The 15,870-nt window shown below is 72.5% G+C and carries 16 protein-coding genes and 1 pseudogene; 11 read left to right on the forward strand and 6 right to left on the reverse strand.

Features of this window, described 5'->3' with window-relative positions; translation table 11 throughout:
* Position 1 precedes the first annotated feature (1 nt).
* The 3 genes from J7462_RS28325 to J7462_RS28335 all read left to right on the forward strand — a co-directional run bounded on the left by J7462_RS28325 (position 2) and on the right by J7462_RS28335 (position 2,859).
* Positions 2-226 carry a DUF3039 domain-containing protein gene (locus tag J7462_RS28325; RefSeq protein WP_176739083.1) on the forward strand — a complete coding sequence of 75 codons (225 nt, stop codon included), beginning with the start codon at positions 2-4 and terminating at the stop codon, positions 224-226.
* Positions 227-268: 42 nt separating this feature from the next.
* A complete protein-coding gene (locus J7462_RS28330; protein WP_219468664.1) occupies positions 269-919 on the forward strand; it encodes a trimeric intracellular cation channel family protein in 651 nt (216 codons plus the stop codon).
* A 206-nt stretch (positions 920-1,125) separates the two neighbouring features.
* Positions 1,126-2,859, forward strand: coding sequence for a DEAD/DEAH box helicase (locus J7462_RS28335; RefSeq protein ID WP_219468668.1), 1,734 nt, complete (start codon positions 1,126-1,128; stop codon positions 2,857-2,859).
* A 307-nt stretch (positions 2,860-3,166) separates the two neighbouring features.
* Here J7462_RS28335 and J7462_RS28340 read toward each other — a convergent pair whose 3' ends face one another.
* Positions 3,167-3,400: a hypothetical protein gene (locus J7462_RS28340; protein WP_088646450.1), complete on the reverse strand. Its 234-nt coding sequence runs from the start codon at positions 3,398-3,400 to the stop codon at positions 3,167-3,169.
* 248 nt (positions 3,401-3,648) lie between these two features.
* On the reverse strand, positions 3,649-5,250 hold the full coding sequence (locus J7462_RS28345; RefSeq protein ID WP_219468671.1) for an RNA polymerase sigma factor: 1,602 nt from the start codon (positions 5,248-5,250) through the stop codon (positions 3,649-3,651).
* Between the two features lie 464 nt (positions 5,251-5,714).
* Here J7462_RS28345 and J7462_RS28350 point away from each other — a divergent pair, with 464 nt between their 5' ends.
* Entirely contained in the window at positions 5,715-6,536 is an 822-nt protein-coding gene (locus tag J7462_RS28350; RefSeq protein WP_219468675.1) for an inositol monophosphatase family protein, read from the forward strand.
* A 193-nt stretch (positions 6,537-6,729) separates the two neighbouring features.
* On the opposite strand, the gene J7462_RS28355 is transcribed toward J7462_RS28350, so the two are convergent.
* Complete coding sequence (locus J7462_RS28355) at positions 6,730-7,245, reverse strand: LytR C-terminal domain-containing protein (protein WP_208569585.1); 516 nt, start codon at positions 7,243-7,245, stop codon at positions 6,730-6,732.
* Positions 7,246-7,678: 433 nt separating this feature from the next.
* Between J7462_RS28355 and J7462_RS28360 the strand changes: the two genes are divergently transcribed.
* Both J7462_RS28360 and J7462_RS28365 read left to right on the forward strand, forming a co-directional pair.
* Positions 7,679-7,975: a DUF4193 domain-containing protein gene (locus J7462_RS28360; protein ID WP_067315205.1), complete on the forward strand. Its 297-nt coding sequence runs from the start codon at positions 7,679-7,681 to the stop codon at positions 7,973-7,975.
* A 131-nt stretch (positions 7,976-8,106) separates the two neighbouring features.
* Positions 8,107-8,949 (forward strand): annotated as a pseudogene (locus tag J7462_RS28365) (hypothetical protein); the annotation flags it as partial.
* Positions 8,950-9,126: 177 nt separating this feature from the next.
* Here the strand turns inward: J7462_RS28365 and J7462_RS28370 are convergent.
* Positions 9,127-9,621: a DUF3093 domain-containing protein gene (locus J7462_RS28370; RefSeq protein ID WP_208569583.1), complete on the reverse strand. Its 495-nt coding sequence runs from the start codon at positions 9,619-9,621 to the stop codon at positions 9,127-9,129.
* Between the two features lie 48 nt (positions 9,622-9,669).
* Between J7462_RS28370 and dut the strand changes: the two genes are divergently transcribed.
* The 4 genes from dut (at position 9,670) to J7462_RS28390 (ending at position 12,250) form a co-directional block, all read left to right on the forward strand.
* Positions 9,670-10,242, forward strand: a complete 573-nt coding sequence (dut, locus tag J7462_RS28375) for a dUTP diphosphatase (RefSeq protein WP_255599141.1) — start codon at positions 9,670-9,672, stop codon at positions 10,240-10,242.
* A gap of 25 nt (positions 10,243-10,267) precedes the next feature.
* A complete protein-coding gene (locus J7462_RS28380; protein ID WP_208569536.1) occupies positions 10,268-10,903 on the forward strand; it encodes a DUF3710 domain-containing protein in 636 nt (211 codons plus the stop codon).
* 286 nt (positions 10,904-11,189) lie between these two features.
* The gene (locus J7462_RS28385; protein WP_208569535.1) at positions 11,190-11,570 is read left to right on the forward strand and encodes an OB-fold nucleic acid binding domain-containing protein; all 381 of its coding nucleotides are present in this window, start codon (positions 11,190-11,192) and stop codon (positions 11,568-11,570) included.
* Positions 11,567-12,250, forward strand: coding sequence for a DUF3159 domain-containing protein (locus J7462_RS28390; protein WP_219468678.1), 684 nt, complete (start codon positions 11,567-11,569; stop codon positions 12,248-12,250). Before J7462_RS28385 ends, J7462_RS28390 begins: the two co-directional genes overlap by 4 nt.
* A gap of 10 nt (positions 12,251-12,260) precedes the next feature.
* Here the strand turns inward: J7462_RS28390 and J7462_RS28395 are convergent, their stop codons facing one another.
* Both J7462_RS28395 and J7462_RS28400 read right to left on the reverse strand, forming a co-directional pair.
* Positions 12,261-12,950 (reverse strand): TrkA family potassium uptake protein, encoded by a 690-nt coding sequence (locus J7462_RS28395; protein WP_208569533.1) that lies wholly within the window; start codon positions 12,948-12,950, stop codon positions 12,261-12,263.
* Between the two features lie 3 nt (positions 12,951-12,953).
* Positions 12,954-13,619, reverse strand: coding sequence for a TrkA family potassium uptake protein (locus J7462_RS28400; RefSeq protein WP_208569532.1), 666 nt, complete (start codon positions 13,617-13,619; stop codon positions 12,954-12,956).
* 160 nt (positions 13,620-13,779) lie between these two features.
* Between J7462_RS28400 and J7462_RS28405 the strand changes: the two genes are divergently transcribed.
* Positions 13,780-15,852 (forward strand): APC family permease, encoded by a 2,073-nt coding sequence (locus tag J7462_RS28405; protein ID WP_219468682.1) that lies wholly within the window; start codon positions 13,780-13,782, stop codon positions 15,850-15,852.
* The last annotated feature ends 18 nt before the right edge of the window (positions 15,853-15,870 follow it).

The raw sequence follows: 15,870 nt of genomic DNA on the forward strand, positions 1-15,870 counted from the left end.
TGTGACTGTGAGTACAGAGGTTCTTGAGCGTCCCGAGTTGAAGGACGCCGACACCGGTCCCGAGATGTTCCATTACGTGCGCAAGGAGAAGATCGCCGAGAGTGCCGTGATGGGCACCTACGTGGTGGCGCTCTGCGGCGAGACGTTCCCGGTGACCAAGGCCGCCAAGCCCGGCTCGCCGGTCTGCCCCAAGTGCAAGGAGATCTACGACTCGTACCGTGAGTGATCCGGGGCGGTCCGGCGGGCCGCACCCGTACCCTTCGGCGGTGTGACCACCTCCACCGCGCTGCTCCTGGCCGACCTGACCGGGGTGGCCGTCTTCGCCGCCTCCGGCGCCTCCGCGGCGGTGGCCAAGCGGCTCGACCTGTTCGGCGTCGTCTTCGTCGGGTTCGTCGCCGCGCTGGGCGGTGGGATCTTCCGTGACCTGGTCATCGACGAGGTCCCGCCGCTGGCCTTCGCCGACTGGCGCTACGCCGCCACCGCCGCGGTCAGCGCCACCGCCGTGTTCTGGCTGCACCCGCAGTTCGCCCGGCTGCGCACCAGCGTGCTGGTGCTCGACGCCGCCGGTCTGGGCCTGTTCACCGTCACCGGCACACTCAAGGCGCTCGACGCCCGGGTCCCGGCGGTCGGCGCGGTGGTGATCGGCATGCTCACCGCGATCGGCGGAGGGCTGGGCCGGGACCTGCTCACCGCCGAGATCCCGGTGGTGCTGCGCCGGGAGATCTACGCCGTCGCCGCGCTCGCCGGATCGATCATGGTGGTGCTGCTGGCGGCGCTCGGGTACGCCGGGGTGGGCGGGCTGACCGCGGCGGCACTGCTGGTCTTCGTCCTGCGCCTGGTGGCGCTGCGGCGGCGGTGGTCGGCCCCGGTTGCCACGCTGCGCCCCCCGCAGACCGGGCCCGGCCATCCCGGCTTCTGATCCACCTCGCCCACCTCGCCCCGTGCCCCACATCTCGCGACGGCGCTGGTCGGGGCGGCGGGCGTGGTGTCGGCTGGGGTTGCCGGGCGCGGCTGGTTATGCTGGGCCGGCCTTCGCGGCAGGCCCTGCGCGGAGGCGTTTTCATGGGCGGCGGAACCGTGGCCCTCGGCCCGGATCCGCCTCGTGCGGTCGGAGAGGAGCCTCGGGTGGCACCCCGGTTGCCGGCGTTGGAGACGTTCCCACCCCTGCGTGCCTGGCAGCGCAAGGCGATGGTGGAATACCTGCGCCGTCGTACCGACGACTTCACCGCGGTCGCCACCCCCGGCGCCGGCAAGACCACCTTCGCCCTGCGGATCGCCGCCGAGCTGCTGGTCGACGGCACCGTCGAGGCGGTCACCGTGGTCGCCCCGACCGAGCACCTCAAGACCCAGTGGGCGCAGGCCGCCGCCCGGGTCGGCATCCAGCTCGACTCCGCGTTCCGCAACGCCGACCTGCACTCCGCCGCCGACTTCCACGGCGCGGTCGTCACCTACGCCCAGGTCGGGATGGCCCCGCAGGTGCACCGGCGGCGCACCATGACCCGCCGCACCCTGGTCATCCTCGACGAGATCCACCACGCCGGGGACTCCCGCTCCTGGGGCGACGGGGTCAAGAACGCCTTCGAACCCGCCGTACGCCGGCTGATGCTCACCGGCACGCCGTTCCGCTCCGACGACAACCCGATCCCGTTCGTCAGCTACGAGCGCGGCGGTGACGGGCTGCTGCGGTCCCGCGCCGACTCGGTCTACGGCTACGCCGACGCGCTGCGCGACGGCGTCGTACGCCCGGTGCTGTTCCTGGCGTACTCGGGGGAGACCCGGTGGCGTACCAACGCCGGGGACGAGTTGGCGGCGCGGCTCGGTGAGCCGATGACCCAGGACCTGATCGCCCAGGCCTGGCGGACCGCCCTCGACCCGGCCGGGGACTGGATGCCGCAGGTGCTGCGGGCGGCCGACGCCCGGCTGACCGTGCTGCGTAACGCCGGGATGGCCGACGCCGGTGGCCTGATCATCGCCAGCGACCAGCAGACCGCCCGTTCGTACGCCAAGCTGATCGAGCAGGTGACCGGGGAGAAGGCCACCGTGGTCCTCTCCGACGACCAGGGGGCGTCCGCGCGGATCGCGTCGTTCGCGGCGTCCACCCAACGGTGGCTGGTGGCGGTCCGGATGGTCTCCGAGGGCGTCGACATCCCCCGGCTGGCCGTCGGGGTGTACGCCACCAGCGCCAGCACCCCGCTCTACTTCGCCCAGGCCATCGGCCGGTTCGTCCGGGCCCGTCGCTCCGGTGAGACGGCCTCGGTGTTCGTGCCGAGCGTGCCGCACCTGCTGGGCCTGGCCAGCGAGATGGAGGCCGAGCGGGACCACGTGCTGGGCAAGCCCAAGGACCGGGAGGGCTTCGACGACGAGCTGCTGGAGCGCGCCCAGCGCGACGACCAGGCCAGCGGCGAGCTGGAAAAGCGGTTCACCGCGCTGTCCGCGACCGCCGAGCTGGACCAGGTGATCTTCGACGGGGCGTCCTTCGGTACCGCCGCCCAGGCCGGCACCCCCGAGGAGGAGGAATATCTGGGGCTGCCCGGCCTGCTCACCGCCGCCCAGGTGTCGCAGCTGCTGACCAAACGCCAGGCCGACCAGCTCGCCGCGCAGCGCCGCCGGGCAGCCACCCGGGCCGCTGAGCCGGCCGCTGCGCCCCCCGCTGCCCCCGTGGTACCCCTGAGTGCCGCCCAGCGCCGCGTGGCGCTACGGCGTCAACTGAACGCCCTGGTGGCCGCCCGGCACCACCGCACCGGCCTGCCCCACGGCAAGATCCACGCGGAACTCCGCCGACTCTGCGGCGGCCCCCCCAGCGCCCAGGCCACCATCGAACAACTCGAAGAACGCATAGCCACCCTCCAAACCCTCTGACCGCCCCGCTGCCCCCGTCCCCGGGTCTCCCCGGCTCTCCCCGGCGGTCCCGTCCCGCTCCCTCGTCCCGTGGTCTCCCCGGCGGTCCCGTCCCGTGGTCTCCCCGGTGATCAAGAGGTTTGGGTCAGAAACAGGCGCTTCGGTGACCGAAACCTCTTGATCACCGGGGGCGGCGGCCGGGACGGGGAGCGGGACTGGTGGCGGGAGGGGACGGGGCGGGTAGTGGGGTGGGGTGGGTAGCGAAAAGCTGGGCGGGGGCACCCTCAGGGTGCCCCCGCCCAGCTATGTCGTCGTAGGGGTTGCCGGGTCAGTTCGCCATCAGATCGGCGCCTCGCCAGCTGAACTCCGGGTCCGTCGCGAACTTCACCGTGATCTTCACGAGATCCTCGGCGTACTTGTTCGCGTGGTGCCCACAGAACACCAACTCGCTCCCACCCGCCAGAGTGATACGGAGCTTGCCGGCAGCATTGCAGCGGTCGCACCGTTCATCGGCGGCTGGGGGAGCCACCGTTTCGGGCGGCGGCGTGAGGGTCGGGGTCATCGCCTTCCTCCTCTGGTCGTCACCGATGAACACTCTCTTCGGTCGTTGCTCACTCATCGTGCAACACCCTTACCGGGCCCCGCCTTCCCAGTGTGCCCGCGGGGGACCGAGGTCACACCTGACGGGAAGGACAGTGTGCCGTGCTACCAGGGTGCCACGTCAACGATCACAAACGCGTGTTGGACCGGTCACCTTCGCATGTTCTACGCCTGGTGATCAATCCGACACGACGGGTTGACGTGAACGGCTCAGTCCAGGTAGTCCCGGAGCACCTGGGAGCGCGACGGGTGCCGGAGCTTGGACATCGTCTTGGACTCGATCTGCCGGATCCGTTCCCGGGTCACCCCGTAGACCTGGCCGATCTCGTCGAGGGTACGCGGCTGGCCGTCGGTCAGGCCGAAGCGCAGCCGTACCACCCCCGCCTCGCGCTCGGAAAGCGTCTGCAGGACCTGCTGGAGCTGGTCCTGCAACAGCGAGAACGAGACGGCGTCGACGGCGACCACGGCCTCCGAGTCCTCGATGAAGTCGCCGAGCTGGCTGTCGCCCTCGTCACCGATGGTCTGGTCGAGCGAGATGGGCTCCCGAGCGTACTGCTGGATCTCGAGGACCTTCTCGGGTGTGATGTCCATCTCCTTGGCGAGCTCCTCCGGGGTGGGCTCGCGACCCAGGTCCTGGAGCAGCTCGCGTTGGATCCGGCCGAGCTTGTTGATCACCTCGACCATGTGCACCGGGATGCGGATGGTGCGGGCCTGGTCGGCCATCGCCCGGGTGATCGCCTGCCGGATCCACCAGGTGGCGTACGTGGAGAACTTGTAACCCTTGGTGTAGTCGAACTTCTCGACCGCGCGGATCAGGCCGAGGTTGCCCTCCTGGATCAGGTCGAGGAAGGCCATCCCCCGCCCGGTGTAGCGCTTGGCCAGCGAGACGACCAGCCGGAGGTTCGCCTCCAGCAGGTGGTTCTTGGCGCGCTCGCCGTCCCGGGAGATCCACAGCAGGTCGCGCTGCATGTCGCGGGTGAGCTTCTCCTCGCCGTCGTCGGCGGCGCGCAGCCGCTCGGCGGCGTAGAGCCCGGCCTCGATCCGCTTGGCCAGCTCGACCTCCTGCTCGGCGTTGAGCAGCGGAACCTTGCCGATCTGCTTGAGGTACGCCCGGACGGAGTCGGCGGAGGCGGTGAGTTCCGCGTCCCGCCGCGCCTGCTTGAGCGCCTCGGACTCCTCGTCGTCCCACTCGAAGTCGTTGTCGGTGGCGGAGGCGGCGGCATCGGTCTCGGCGGCCCGGGTCAGCTCGGCCGGCTCCTCGACCACCACGTCCTCGATCTCGGCGGCCAACTGCTCGGGATCGATCTCGCCCTCGGCGCCCTCGCCCTTGGTGGCGACCTTGCCGGCACCGGCGGCGGCCACCGTGGCCTTGGTGGCCCGGGTGGACTTGGTCGCCTTGGCGGCCGGCGCGGCGGCCTTGGCGGCCACCCCCGCCGTGGTGGCCGCCTTGCGGGGGGCCACCTTGCGCGGGGTGGGCGCGGTGGCCTCGTCGGCGGCGGGCGCCTGCTTCGGAGCCGGTGCGACGGCCTTCTTGGTGGTCTTGGCGGTGGTGGCGCGCGAGGCCGGGGTGGCCGACCGGGCGGCGGCCACCCGACGGGGGCGGGTGCTGGCGGAGCCGTCGACCACCACGGTCACGCCCGCCTCGGAGAGCGCCCGCAGGATCTTCTTGGCCTGGGCCGGGGTCACCTCGGCGGACTCGACGGTGCGCGCGAGCTGGGCCGACGTCAGCTGACCACCGGCGCTCTGGGCGTGGGCGATCAGGGTGTCGGTGAGCGAGCGAACGTCGGCGCCGGGCTGGCGGGGTTCTGTCACGAATGACCTTCCGGAGGCGAAGAGCGAGCACGGCCGGGGTCGTCCGGCGCAGCGTGGCGTGCCGTGCCGTGCGATGTCGTTGAGTGACCCCCGTGTCCCGGGCCGGCTGTGCGGCTGCGGTCCGTGGCGCGTGGGCAGGGTGAATTGTAACCCCGGTTGCCGCGATCATCCTGCGGCGCACGGCAACCGGCCGTCTGTACCGCCGGTTCGGCCCGGATGTCGACTTTGTGGCCACCCGCTCGGACCGGGTCGGACGGGCCGTCGATCGGGGCCCGGACCTGCTGCCACACCGGCGGGGTCCGGGCGTGACGCGGGCTGCCTATGCTGTCCGGAGGAGATCGACGATGCGCGGTGGGGCGCGCGTGTCGCACCGGACGGCAGGCGCGGCGGCCGGTGGGTCCCCGGCCGTGGGGGCCCGGTTGGTGCGTCCGGTGCCGCAGGGCGGCGCGAGAGGGGCAGTTTCGATGACCGGTTCGACACCGACACCGCAGGATCTGCTTGAGATCGCGATCCCGGTGGCCCGGGACGCCGCCACGACCGCCGCCCGGATGCGGGTCGAGGGGGTCTCGGTCGCGGCCACCAAGAGCACCGTCACCGACGTGGTCACCGCCGCCGACCGGGCTGTGGAGCGGCAGGTCCGCGACGCCCTGCGCGCGGCCCGGCCGGACGACGCGGTGCTCGGCGAGGAGTACGGCGGGGTGCAGGCCGGTGCGGTCGGGGCGGGTGGGGTGCGCTGGATCGTCGACCCGATCGACGGCACGGTGAACTACCTCTACGGGTTGCCGTACTGCGCGGTGTCGCTCGCCGCCGAGGTGGACGGCGAGGTCGTCGCCGGGGTGGTCCGCAACGTGTCGACCGGCGAGGAGTGGACCGCCACCGCGGGGGGCGGCGCCTGGCGGGACGGCACCCGGCTGCGTTGCTCCACCGAAACCGACCTGGGGCAGGCGCTGGTCGCCACCGGGTTCGGCTACGACGCCGGTCGCCGCGGGCACCAGGCCCGGGTGGTCGCCGCGCTGATCGGGGAGGTCCGGGACATCCGGCGGATGGGGGCGGCGGCACTGGATCTCTGCCTGGCCGCCGAGGGGCGGGTGGACGCCTACTTCGAGAAGGGGCTGGCCGCCTGGGACCTGGCCGCCGGGGGACTGGTCGCCGCAGAGGCCGGGCTGCGGGTGACCGGGCTGAACGGCCGGCCCGCCGGCCCCGACCTCGTCATCGCGGCCCCACCGGCGCTGTTCGCGCCCCTGCACACCCGGTTGGCCGCCCTGGACGCCTCCGGCGGCCCCTGACCCCGCCGGCCCGGCGTTCGGTCGTCCCCGACCCCGTTCGGTCGTCCCCGACCGGGGTCGGTCGTCCCCGACCGGGGTCGGTCGTCCCCGACCGGGGTCGGTTACTCGTTCTCGACCGGTGGTCGGTTACTTGTCCCCGACCGCCGGTCGGCACCGACCGCCGGGTGGTCACCTGTCGCTGACCGGTGGTCGGTTACTTGTTCTCGACCGGCATCGGGCAGGAGCCCTCCGGCGCGGTCGGCGCGCCCAGGTCGCCGAGGGACTGGTTGACCTCGGTGGTGGTGGCCAGCTGCTGGAAGCCGTCGCCCAGCACCACGTCGACCGTGTCGTCCTGGCGCTTCGCGTCGTAGTCGCGTTCGGCGTTGTCGAGGAAGAAGGCGCGCAGCAGGTGCGCGGAGCCGACGCCCTTGGGGCCGAAGCGCAGCAGCGCGACGCCGTCGAAGTGCGCGGCGTTGCCCTCCTTCTTGACCTGGAACTTCCGATTCCGGAAGTCGTCGCCCACGCTGCTGGCCAGGCCCGGCTCGCCGGTGCCGTTCAGGATATTGATCTTGACATCCTGGTAGGTGCGCAGGGACAGGTCGGCCAACGGCCAGCCCTCGGGGCATCCCCTGGCGTTGGCCCCGCTGCCCTGGGTGTCGCGGACCACGGCGACGACGACGAAGACCAGGGCGACGGCCGCCAGCAGTCCGACGACAACGAGTGCTCGCACTCGCGCAAAACTCATCTGGGCGCTCCCCGGACAGTGAGGTGGTGGCGGCGGACGTCGTCGGCGGGCGGTGTCGTCGGCCGTCGAGTACGCCGCTGAGGTTAACGGTTGTCCGGCAGTCGCGTGGAAACAGTCCGACATGCCGGCGCGCCAACCGGGAACGGGGTACTACTACCCCTATCTTCGTGTCGCCTGAGTCACATTGGGAACATCTTGGGTCCCGGGGGCGTACATCTCTGCCGCGAGGGCGGTATACATGCCTCGCCTGGGAGGGGGTAAGGTACCGCGCTCGTCGGTGCTTGCCCCGGAGACCTCGATCCAGAGGCCGTCGGGTGGGGCGACCGACACACATTGGTGGCCGGCCAGTGGGAACCGAAACAGCGTCGCCCGGCGTTACAACCGGAAGCGACAACATCGATATGGGAGAGTGAAACCGATGGCCACCGACTACGACGCCCCGCGTCGCGACGAGGTCGACCTCGGCGAGGACAGCCTGGAAGAGCTCAAGGCCCGGCGGGTCGACTCACAGTCGGGTGCCGTGGACGTCGACGAGGCCGAGGTGGCCGAGAGCTTTGAGCTGCCCGGCGCCGACCTGGCCGACGAGGAGCTGACCGTGAAGGTCCTCCCGATGCAGCAGGACGAGTTCCGATGTGGGCGCTGCTTCCTGGTGCATCACCGCAGCCAGTTGGCAGTCGAGCGCAACGGCGACCTGATCTGCCGTGAGTGCGTCTGAGTACCCACCCCACCGGCGGCGGCCTCCTCGCGGGGCCGCCGCTGCCCGAGCCGCCGTGCGCACACGGCGGGTTGCTGCTTGACTCGTACCGGCGTCCACCAGAACCGGTGGGACCTCGGGAGGGCAGGCAGATGAACGAGCACGGCGAGCGGCATGGCGAGTCCGACCCGGACGGGTCGCTGTCCGACGCCGGGCCGCCCGCCGCCGTACCCGAGGACCGGACCGCCGGGGCTGACCCGGCTGCCCGGCCCGGCGACGAGTTGGGCGCGACGGTGGCGGCGCTGACCGCCGACGACATCGCGCCCGCCCGCCGCCGGCAACTGCTCACCCGACTGGTCGGGCAGGCCCGTGGTCGAGGGCTGGGCGATCTGTTCAAGCCGCGGTCGGCGCTGCGTTGGATGGCCGACACGGTCGCCGACGTCGCGCCGCACGTCCCGGTCCGGGACCTGGCCACCCTGCGGCTGCACTTCCCCGGTCTGGACGACGAGGCGCTCGCCGACCGGCTCGTCCGCAACGCCGCCCGGGCCACCGCCGGGGTGGGTGCGGCCGGCGGCGGCGTCGCCGCGGTGGAGTGGGCCGTCGCGCCGACCCTGCTCTCCGCGCCGGTGCTGCTCGCCGCCGAGACGGTGGCCGTGGTGTCGATCGAGCTGAAGCTGATCGGCGAGCTGCACGAGATCTACGGGGCGCCGCTGCCCACCGGCACGACCCCCAGGACCGTAGCCCTGCTCCAGTCCTGGGCCAGCCAGCGCGGAATCAACCCGATGGTGCCGGGCGCCGGGGTGGGTGCCGTGCTCGGTACCGCCGCCCGCAAGGAACTACGGGACACCCTGCTCAAGCGTTTCGGCCGCAACCTGACCACGCTGGGCCCGTTCCTCACCGGGGCCGCCGTCGCCAGCTACCTCAACCGTCGGGCCACCCGCTCGCTGGCCGACCAGCTCCGGCGGGACCTGCGCAAGCAGCGCCGGGAGCTGCCCCCGGCGGGCGCCCCGCCCTGCCTTGACCTGCCCTGCCTTGACCCGCCCGCTGCACCCGCTCCGAACTGCCCTGCCCCGGGTGAGCCGGTCGGCCCTGCCCGCGAAGGAGCGGTCGACCCTGACCACGGGCGGGAAGGTCTGCCGGGAGCGGCGCAGTGGCGGGGCCGGCGGCGGCGTTCAGGCCGCGTCGCGGGCGGCCAGCAGGGCGGCGGCCAGCTCGGTCGGCCGGCGGGAACTCACCACCCAGAACGGGGTCGGGTCGGCCGGATCGTCGAGCACCACCTGCACCGCGCCGCCGATCCACGGTCGCTGCACCACGAAGGCCAGCGGGTCCGCGCCCACCCCGAGCACCTCGCGCCGGCCCTCGGCGTCGAGCGCGACGGCGTCGGCGACGTACCGCACGGGCAGGTGGGCGTCGTCGACCCACAGCTCACCGCCGTCGACCGCGACCCGGACCCGGCCCAGCCACCACAGCCCGGCCAGGACTGCCGGCAGCAGCAGCACGAACGGCAGCCAGGACCGCACCCCACCGGCACCCATCCACAGCTCGGCGGCGGCGAACCCGGCCAGGGCGAGCCCGGCCAGCCAGCACCACCACGGCAGGCCGAGCCGCTCGGAGTACGTCGGGGCGGCCGCGGCGCGCGGCGTCGACGACGACGGGGAAGGCGACAGGCTCACACTCGCAGGGTACGGAACACGACGGCCGGTCGACCCGGCAGGATGGCAGGGGCACCCCGTGAACGCCGACGGAAGAGGCAGAACGTGACCCACGTCGTACCCGTGCCCGTACGGCAGCTCGACCCGGAGCTGCCGCTGCCCGCGTACGCCCATCCCGGTGACGCCGGCGCCGACCTAGTGGCCGCCGCGGACGTCGAGCTGCCCCCGGGTGGCCGGGCCCTGGTCCCCACCGGTGTGGCGCTGGCCCTGCCGGAGGGCTACGTCGGCCTGGTCCACCCGCGCTCCGGGCTGGCCGCCAGGCTCGGCGTGACGGTGCTCAACGCGCCCGGTACGGTCGACGCCGGCTACCGGGGTGAGATCCTGGTCAACCTGATCAACCACGATCGGGACGCACCGGCGAAGATCTCCCGTGGCGATCGCATCGCGCAACTCGTTGTCCAGCGGGTGGAGCGGGCCGATTTCCAGCCGGTGGCGGTGCTGCCCGGGTCCCGACGGGGGACCGGCGGGCACGGGTCGACCGGCGGCCATGCCGGGCTCGTGCCCCCGCCCGGTGGCCCGGCCGGGCCCGAGGGTGCCGACCGGGCGGGCGAACGGACGGAAGAGGTGGCAGGGTGAGTGCGAACAGCGGAGGGTGGGCGCAGTGATCTTCTCCCGAAAGCGGGCCGACGGTGGGCGGCACGCCCGTGACCAGCGGGCCGACGTCCTCGACTCGTACGAGGCGGCGGGCCCGGCCCGTGGCCCGTACGACCTCGCCGAGGCACCGGACGACGTGCAGCGGCTCGACCTGGGCAGCCTGCACATCCCGGCGGTGCCCGGAGTCGAGGTGCGGGTGCAGGCCGACCCGCAGGGCGTCGTCCAGCAGGTCGTGCTGGTGAACGGCGACAACGCCCTCCAGCTCGGTGTCTTCGCCGCGCCCCGCTCCGAGGGCATCTGGGACGAGGTGCGCGAGGAGATCCGGCAGTCGCTGGTCGGCGACGGCGCCACCGTCCAGGAGACCCGGGGCGAGTACGGCGTCGAGTTGCACGCCCGGGTGCGTACCCCGGACGGGCCGACCGACCTGCGTTTCGTCGGCATCGACGGGCCGCGCTGGATGGTCCGGGGTGTCTACCAGGGCGCGGTCGCCACCGACCCGGCCGCGGCCGGCCCGCTCGCCACCTGCCTGGACGGCCTGGTGGTGGACCGGGGGCAGGAGGCGAAGCCGGTCCGTGAGCCGCTGCCGCTTCGGTTGCCCCGGGAGATGGCCGACCAGGCCGCCGAGGCCCCGAGCGAGAGCTGAGCGACCCCGTCCGGGCCGGAGGCCGTCACCCGAGGGTGGCCGCACCCGGCCCGGACCGCTGTCCGGCGTCGGACCGGGCCGTCGTCGACCGGGTGGTCGTCGGTCGGTCGGGTGGGCCTCGGTCGGGTGGTCGTCGGTCGGGTGGGCCCCGGGCTTCGGGCCGGGACCGGCACACCGCACCGACGCCGTCGGGGCCCGATCGGCGTACGCTGGCGGCACGGTCCCGCCCGGGGTCGGGGCAGCGCCGGTGCCGACCGGTCCACCTGGAGAGGGTGACGCGGAGGTCATGTCGACCGACGAGAGCAGGAAGTCACTGCGGGACATCCTGCGCCGGTTCACCGCCAGCGAGGCCGAGATCGAGGCGCAGGAGCTGCGCCGGGAGAGCGCCGAATCCGGTGGCGTGCTGGCCCGGCAGTGCATGCGGGGGCAGGTGGTCTCGGTCGCCGGGCGGCTCCGCACGGTGGTCTACACGCCGCGTACCAACCTGCCCACCCTGGAGGCGGACCTCTACGACGGCAGTGACGTGGTCACCCTGGTCTGGCTGGGTCGGCGGCACATCGCCGGCATCGAGCCGGGCCGGCACCTCACCGCCCGGGGCCGGGTGGCCGTCCGGGACGACCGCAAGGTCATCTACAACCCGTACTACGAGCTGGAGTCGCCGAAGTGACGACAGGACAGCCCCCGGCCACCGAGCCGCAGACCACCCCGACGGACGACGAACGGCTGCCCAGCCTCGCCGAGCAGATGGCCGACCAGTTGGGCGGCTGGCGCGGGCTGGTCGAGTCCAGCATCCCGGTGGTGGTCTTCGTGCTGGCCAACGTGGTCGGGGAGCTGCGGCCGGCGGTGATCGCCTCGGTCGGGGTGGCGCTGCTGATCGCGGTGGTCCGGCTGGTCCAACGCCGTCCGGTCCGGCACGCCGTCAACGGGCTCTTCGGCGTGGGCATCGGGGCGGCCATCGCCTGGCGTACCGGGGACGAACGGGACTTCTACCTCCCGGGCATCCTCTACGGCATCGGCTACGGCATCGCCCTGCTGCTCTCCGCGGTGATCCGGCAACCCCTGGTGGGGTGGATCTGGTCGGTGCTGGTCGCCAAGGGGCGCTCCGAGTGGCGCGACGACCCCCGGCTGGTGCGCACCTTCACCCAGCTCACCGTGCTCTGGGGAGTGGTGTGGCTGGCCAAGGTCGGGGTGCAGGCCGGGCTCTACCTGGCCCACCAGGACACCGCGCTGGGGGTGGCCCGGCTCGCCCTGGGCTACCCGCCGTACGCGCTGCTGCTGCTGATCACGGTCTGGACGGTGCGCCGGGTGACCCGGGAGAACGCCCCGACGCCGCTGCCGGGCGGCTGACTGGCAGCGCTCAGGTCGCGCCCCGGGTCCGTTCCACGCTGTCCGGGCCGAGGATCACCCCGCGCACGTCGTCCTCCACCTGGGCGGTGCACACGAAGATCAGCTCGTCGCCGGCCTCGATCGGGTCGTCGGGGCTGGGCACCAGCACCCGCTTGCCGCGCAGGATCGCCACCAGCGCGGCGTCCCGGGGGAGCGGCACGGCGTGGATCGGCTGGCCGACGTAGGGCGCGGTCGGCGGCAGGGTGATCTCCACCAGGTTCGCCTCGCCCTGCCGGAACGTCATCAACCGGACCAGGTCGCCGACGGTGACCGCCTCCTCGACCAGCGCGGCCATCACCCGGGGCTTGCTGACCGCCACGTCGACGCCCCACTGCTCGGTGAACAACCACTCGTTCTCGGCCCGGTTGACCCGGGCCACCACCCGGGGCACCGCGAACTCGGTCTTGGCCAGCAGGGACACCACCAGGTTGACCTTGTCGTCACCGGTGGCGGCGACCACCACGTCGCAGCCCGCGACGTTCGCCTCCTCCAGGCTGGCCAGCTCGCAGGCGTCAGCCAGCACCCAGTCGGCGGTGGGCACCCGGTCCGGGCGCAGCATCCGCGGCTGCCGTTCGATCAGCATCACCTGGTGGCCGTTGTCGATCAGCTCCTGGGCGATCGACCGGCCCACGTTGCCGGCGCCCGCGATGGCGATCCGCATGGCTCAGTGCCCTCCTTCGGGCGGCGTCGCGGCCACCGCGGTGACCGAGGCGGCGATGTCGTCGGTGACCAGCACGTAGAGCTGGTCACCCTCCTGTACGACGCTGGAGGCGGTGGGCAGCATGCCGATGCCGAACCGGGTCAGGTACGCCACCCTGGTCCCCGCCGTCTGCTCCAGTTGGCTCAGCGGTCGACCGATCCAGTCCTTGTGCACCGGCACCTCGATGATCGACACGGTGCTGGTCGGGTCCCGGAAGATCTCCACGTTGCCCTCGGGGACCAGGTGGCGCAGCATCCGGTCGGCCGTCCAGCGGACGGTGGCGACGGTGGGGATGCCGAGCCGCTCGTAGACCTGGGCCCGGCGCTGGTCGTAGATCCGGGCCGCGACCCGGGAGACGCCGAACGTCTCGCGGGCCAGCCGGGCCGAGATGATGTTGGAGTTGTCGCCGCTGGAGACGGCGGCGAAGGCGTCCGCCCGCTCGATGCCGGCCTGACGCAGCACCTCGCCGTCGAAGCCGGCACCGGTGACGGTGATCCCGGCGAAGTCGGGGCCGAGGCGGCGGAACGCGTCGGCGTCGTGGTCGATCACCGCCACCGAGTGCCCCCGGGACTCCAGGCTCTGGGCCAGCGTCGAGCCGACCCGCCCACAGCCCATGATCACGACGTGCACGGTGTCCCTCCCAAGGTGCGCCTGCGTCCGGCGACTGTCGTCTGCGAGCCTGCCACGTCCACCCCGCCGACGGGGGACCGAACCGTACCGCGCCGGGGCGTGGGAGCGGGATCAGGCACCCCCCGGCGACCACCATCCGGTGGTCGTACCCTTAGCGCTTGTGGCCAGTCCCACCTCGCTGCTGAAGCGACTCCTCGTCGGTCGACCGTTCCGGTCCGACCGGCTCCAGCACACACTCCTGCCCAAGCGCATCGCCCTGCCGGTCTTCGCCTCCGACGCGCTGTCCAGCGTCGCGTACGCCCCCGACGAGATCCTGCTGACCCTCTCCATCGCCGGGGCGTCGGCGTTCCTGTTCTCCCCGTGGATCGCCCTCGCGGTGGTCGTGGTCATGCTGACCGTGGTGGCCAGCTACCGGCAGAACGTGCACGCCTACCCCTCCGGCGGCGGCGACTACGAGGTGGCGACGGTCAACCTGGGTCCCCGGGCCGGGCTGGCGGTGGGCAGCGCGCTGCTTGTCGACTACGTGCTGACCGTCGCCGTGTCGGTCTCCTCCGGGGTGGCCAACCTCGGTTCGGTGGTGCCCTTCGTGGCCACCCACAAGGTGCTGATCGCGGTGACCGCGGTGGTGCTGTTGACCGCGATGAACCTGCGCGGGCTGCGTGAGTCCGGCACCGCGTTCGCCATCCCGACGTACGGCTTCGTGATCGTCATCGGCGGCATGATCCTCACCGGGCTGGTCCGGTACTTCATCCTCGGCGACGACCTGCGCGCCCCCAGCGCCGGGCTGGAGATCCAGGCCGAGCACAGCGTGACCGGCTTCGCGCTGATCTTCCTGCTGCTGCGGACCTTCTCCTCCGGCTGCGCCGCGCTGACCGGGGTCGAGGCGATCTCCAACGGGGTGCCGGCGTTCAAGGCCCCGAAGAGCCGCAACGCGGCCACCACCCTGCTGCTGCTCGGCACGATCTCGGTGTCCATGCTGGTCGGCATCATCTGGCTGGCCCGGCTGACCGGCCTGCAGTTCGTCGAGGACCCGAACACGCAGATCCTCTCCGGCCCCGACGGGTACGTGCAGAAGACCGTCACCGCCCAGCTCGGCGAGACCGTCTTCGGCGGCGGGTCGGTGCTGCTCTACGTGGTCGCCGGGATGACCGCGCTGATCCTCTTCCTGGCCGCGAACACCGCGTTCAACGGCTTCCCGGTGCTCGGTTCGATCCTCGCCCAGGACCGCTACCTGCCCCGGCAACTGCACACCCGGGGCGACCGGCTGGCGTTCTCCAACGGCATCGTCTTCCTCGCCGTCTTCGCGATCGTGCTGATCGTCGGTTTCCAGGCCGAGGTGACCCGGCTGATCCAGCTCTACATCGTCGGCGTCTTCGTCTCGTTCACGCTCTCCCAGGCCGGCATGATCCGGCACTGGAACCGGCACCTGCGCACCGAGCGTGACCCGCAGGCCCGCCGCCGGATGTTCCGCTCCCGGGCGATCAACGCGTTCGGCATGGCGATGACCGGCACCGTCCTGGTCATCGTGCTGATCACCAAGTTCCTGCTCGGCGCGTGGATCGCCATCGCCGCGATGGCGGTGATCTACGTGCTGATGCTGGCCATCCGCCGGCACTACGACCGGATCGCCGCCGAGCTGGAACCGACCGAGGTGCGCGGGGTGCTGCCCGCCCGCAACCACGCCATCGTGCTGGTCAGCAAGCTGCACCAGCCGACCCTGCGGGCCATCGCGTACGCCCGCGCCACCCGGCCGGACACGCTGACCGCGGTCACCGTCAACGTGGACGAGAAGGACACCCGGCAGCTCCAGCAGGAGTGGGAGCGGCGGGAAGTGCCGGTGCCGCTGACCGTGGTCGACTCGCCGTACCGGGAGATCACCAGGCCGATCCTGAACTTCGTGGCGAACACCCGCCGGGAGTCGCCCCGCGACGTGGTCACCGTCTTCATCCCCGAGTACGTCGTGGGCCACTGGTGGGAGAACCTGCTGCACAACCAGAGCGCGCTGCGGCTCAAGGGCCGGCTGCTCTTCGAGCCGGGCGTGATGGTGACCAGTGTGCCCTGGCAGTTGGCGTCCACCGCGACCAAGAACCTCGACCGGCTGGACGAGACGTTGAGCCGTACCCCCGCCCGGGGTCCCCGGGTCGCGCCGCGCAGCACCCTGCCGCCGCCCGCCCCGCCGGTGACCGCCGTCCCGTCGGGCGAGCCCGACCCGTCGACCGGAGACCGCCCGTGACCGCCCGATCCCGCCCCA

The organism is Micromonospora sp. RL09-050-HVF-A, from assembly GCF_019374995.1.
Classification (GTDB): Bacteria; Actinomycetota; Actinomycetes; order Mycobacteriales; family Micromonosporaceae; genus Micromonospora; species Micromonospora antibiotica.

What these genes read in the sequence shown, in the direction of transcription:
- J7462_RS28340 (WP_088646450.1), bottom strand. Translation starts at nt 3,400, where the DNA reads ATGACCCCGACCCTCACGCCGCCGCCCGAAACGGTGGCTCCCCCAGCC.
- J7462_RS28350 (WP_219468675.1), top strand. Translation starts at nt 5,715, where the DNA reads ATGACCGGTTCGACACCGACACCGCAGGATCTGCTTGAGATCGCGATC.
- J7462_RS28360 (WP_067315205.1), top strand. Translation starts at nt 7,679, where the DNA reads ATGGCCACCGACTACGACGCCCCGCGTCGCGACGAGGTCGACCTCGGC.
- dut (WP_255599141.1), top strand. Translation starts at nt 9,670, where the DNA reads ATGGCAGGGGCACCCCGTGAACGCCGACGGAAGAGGCAGAACGTGACC.
- J7462_RS28385 (WP_208569535.1), top strand. Translation starts at nt 11,190, where the DNA reads ATGTCGACCGACGAGAGCAGGAAGTCACTGCGGGACATCCTGCGCCGG.
- J7462_RS28395 (WP_208569533.1), bottom strand. Translation starts at nt 12,950, where the DNA reads ATGCGGATCGCCATCGCGGGCGCCGGCAACGTGGGCCGGTCGATCGCC.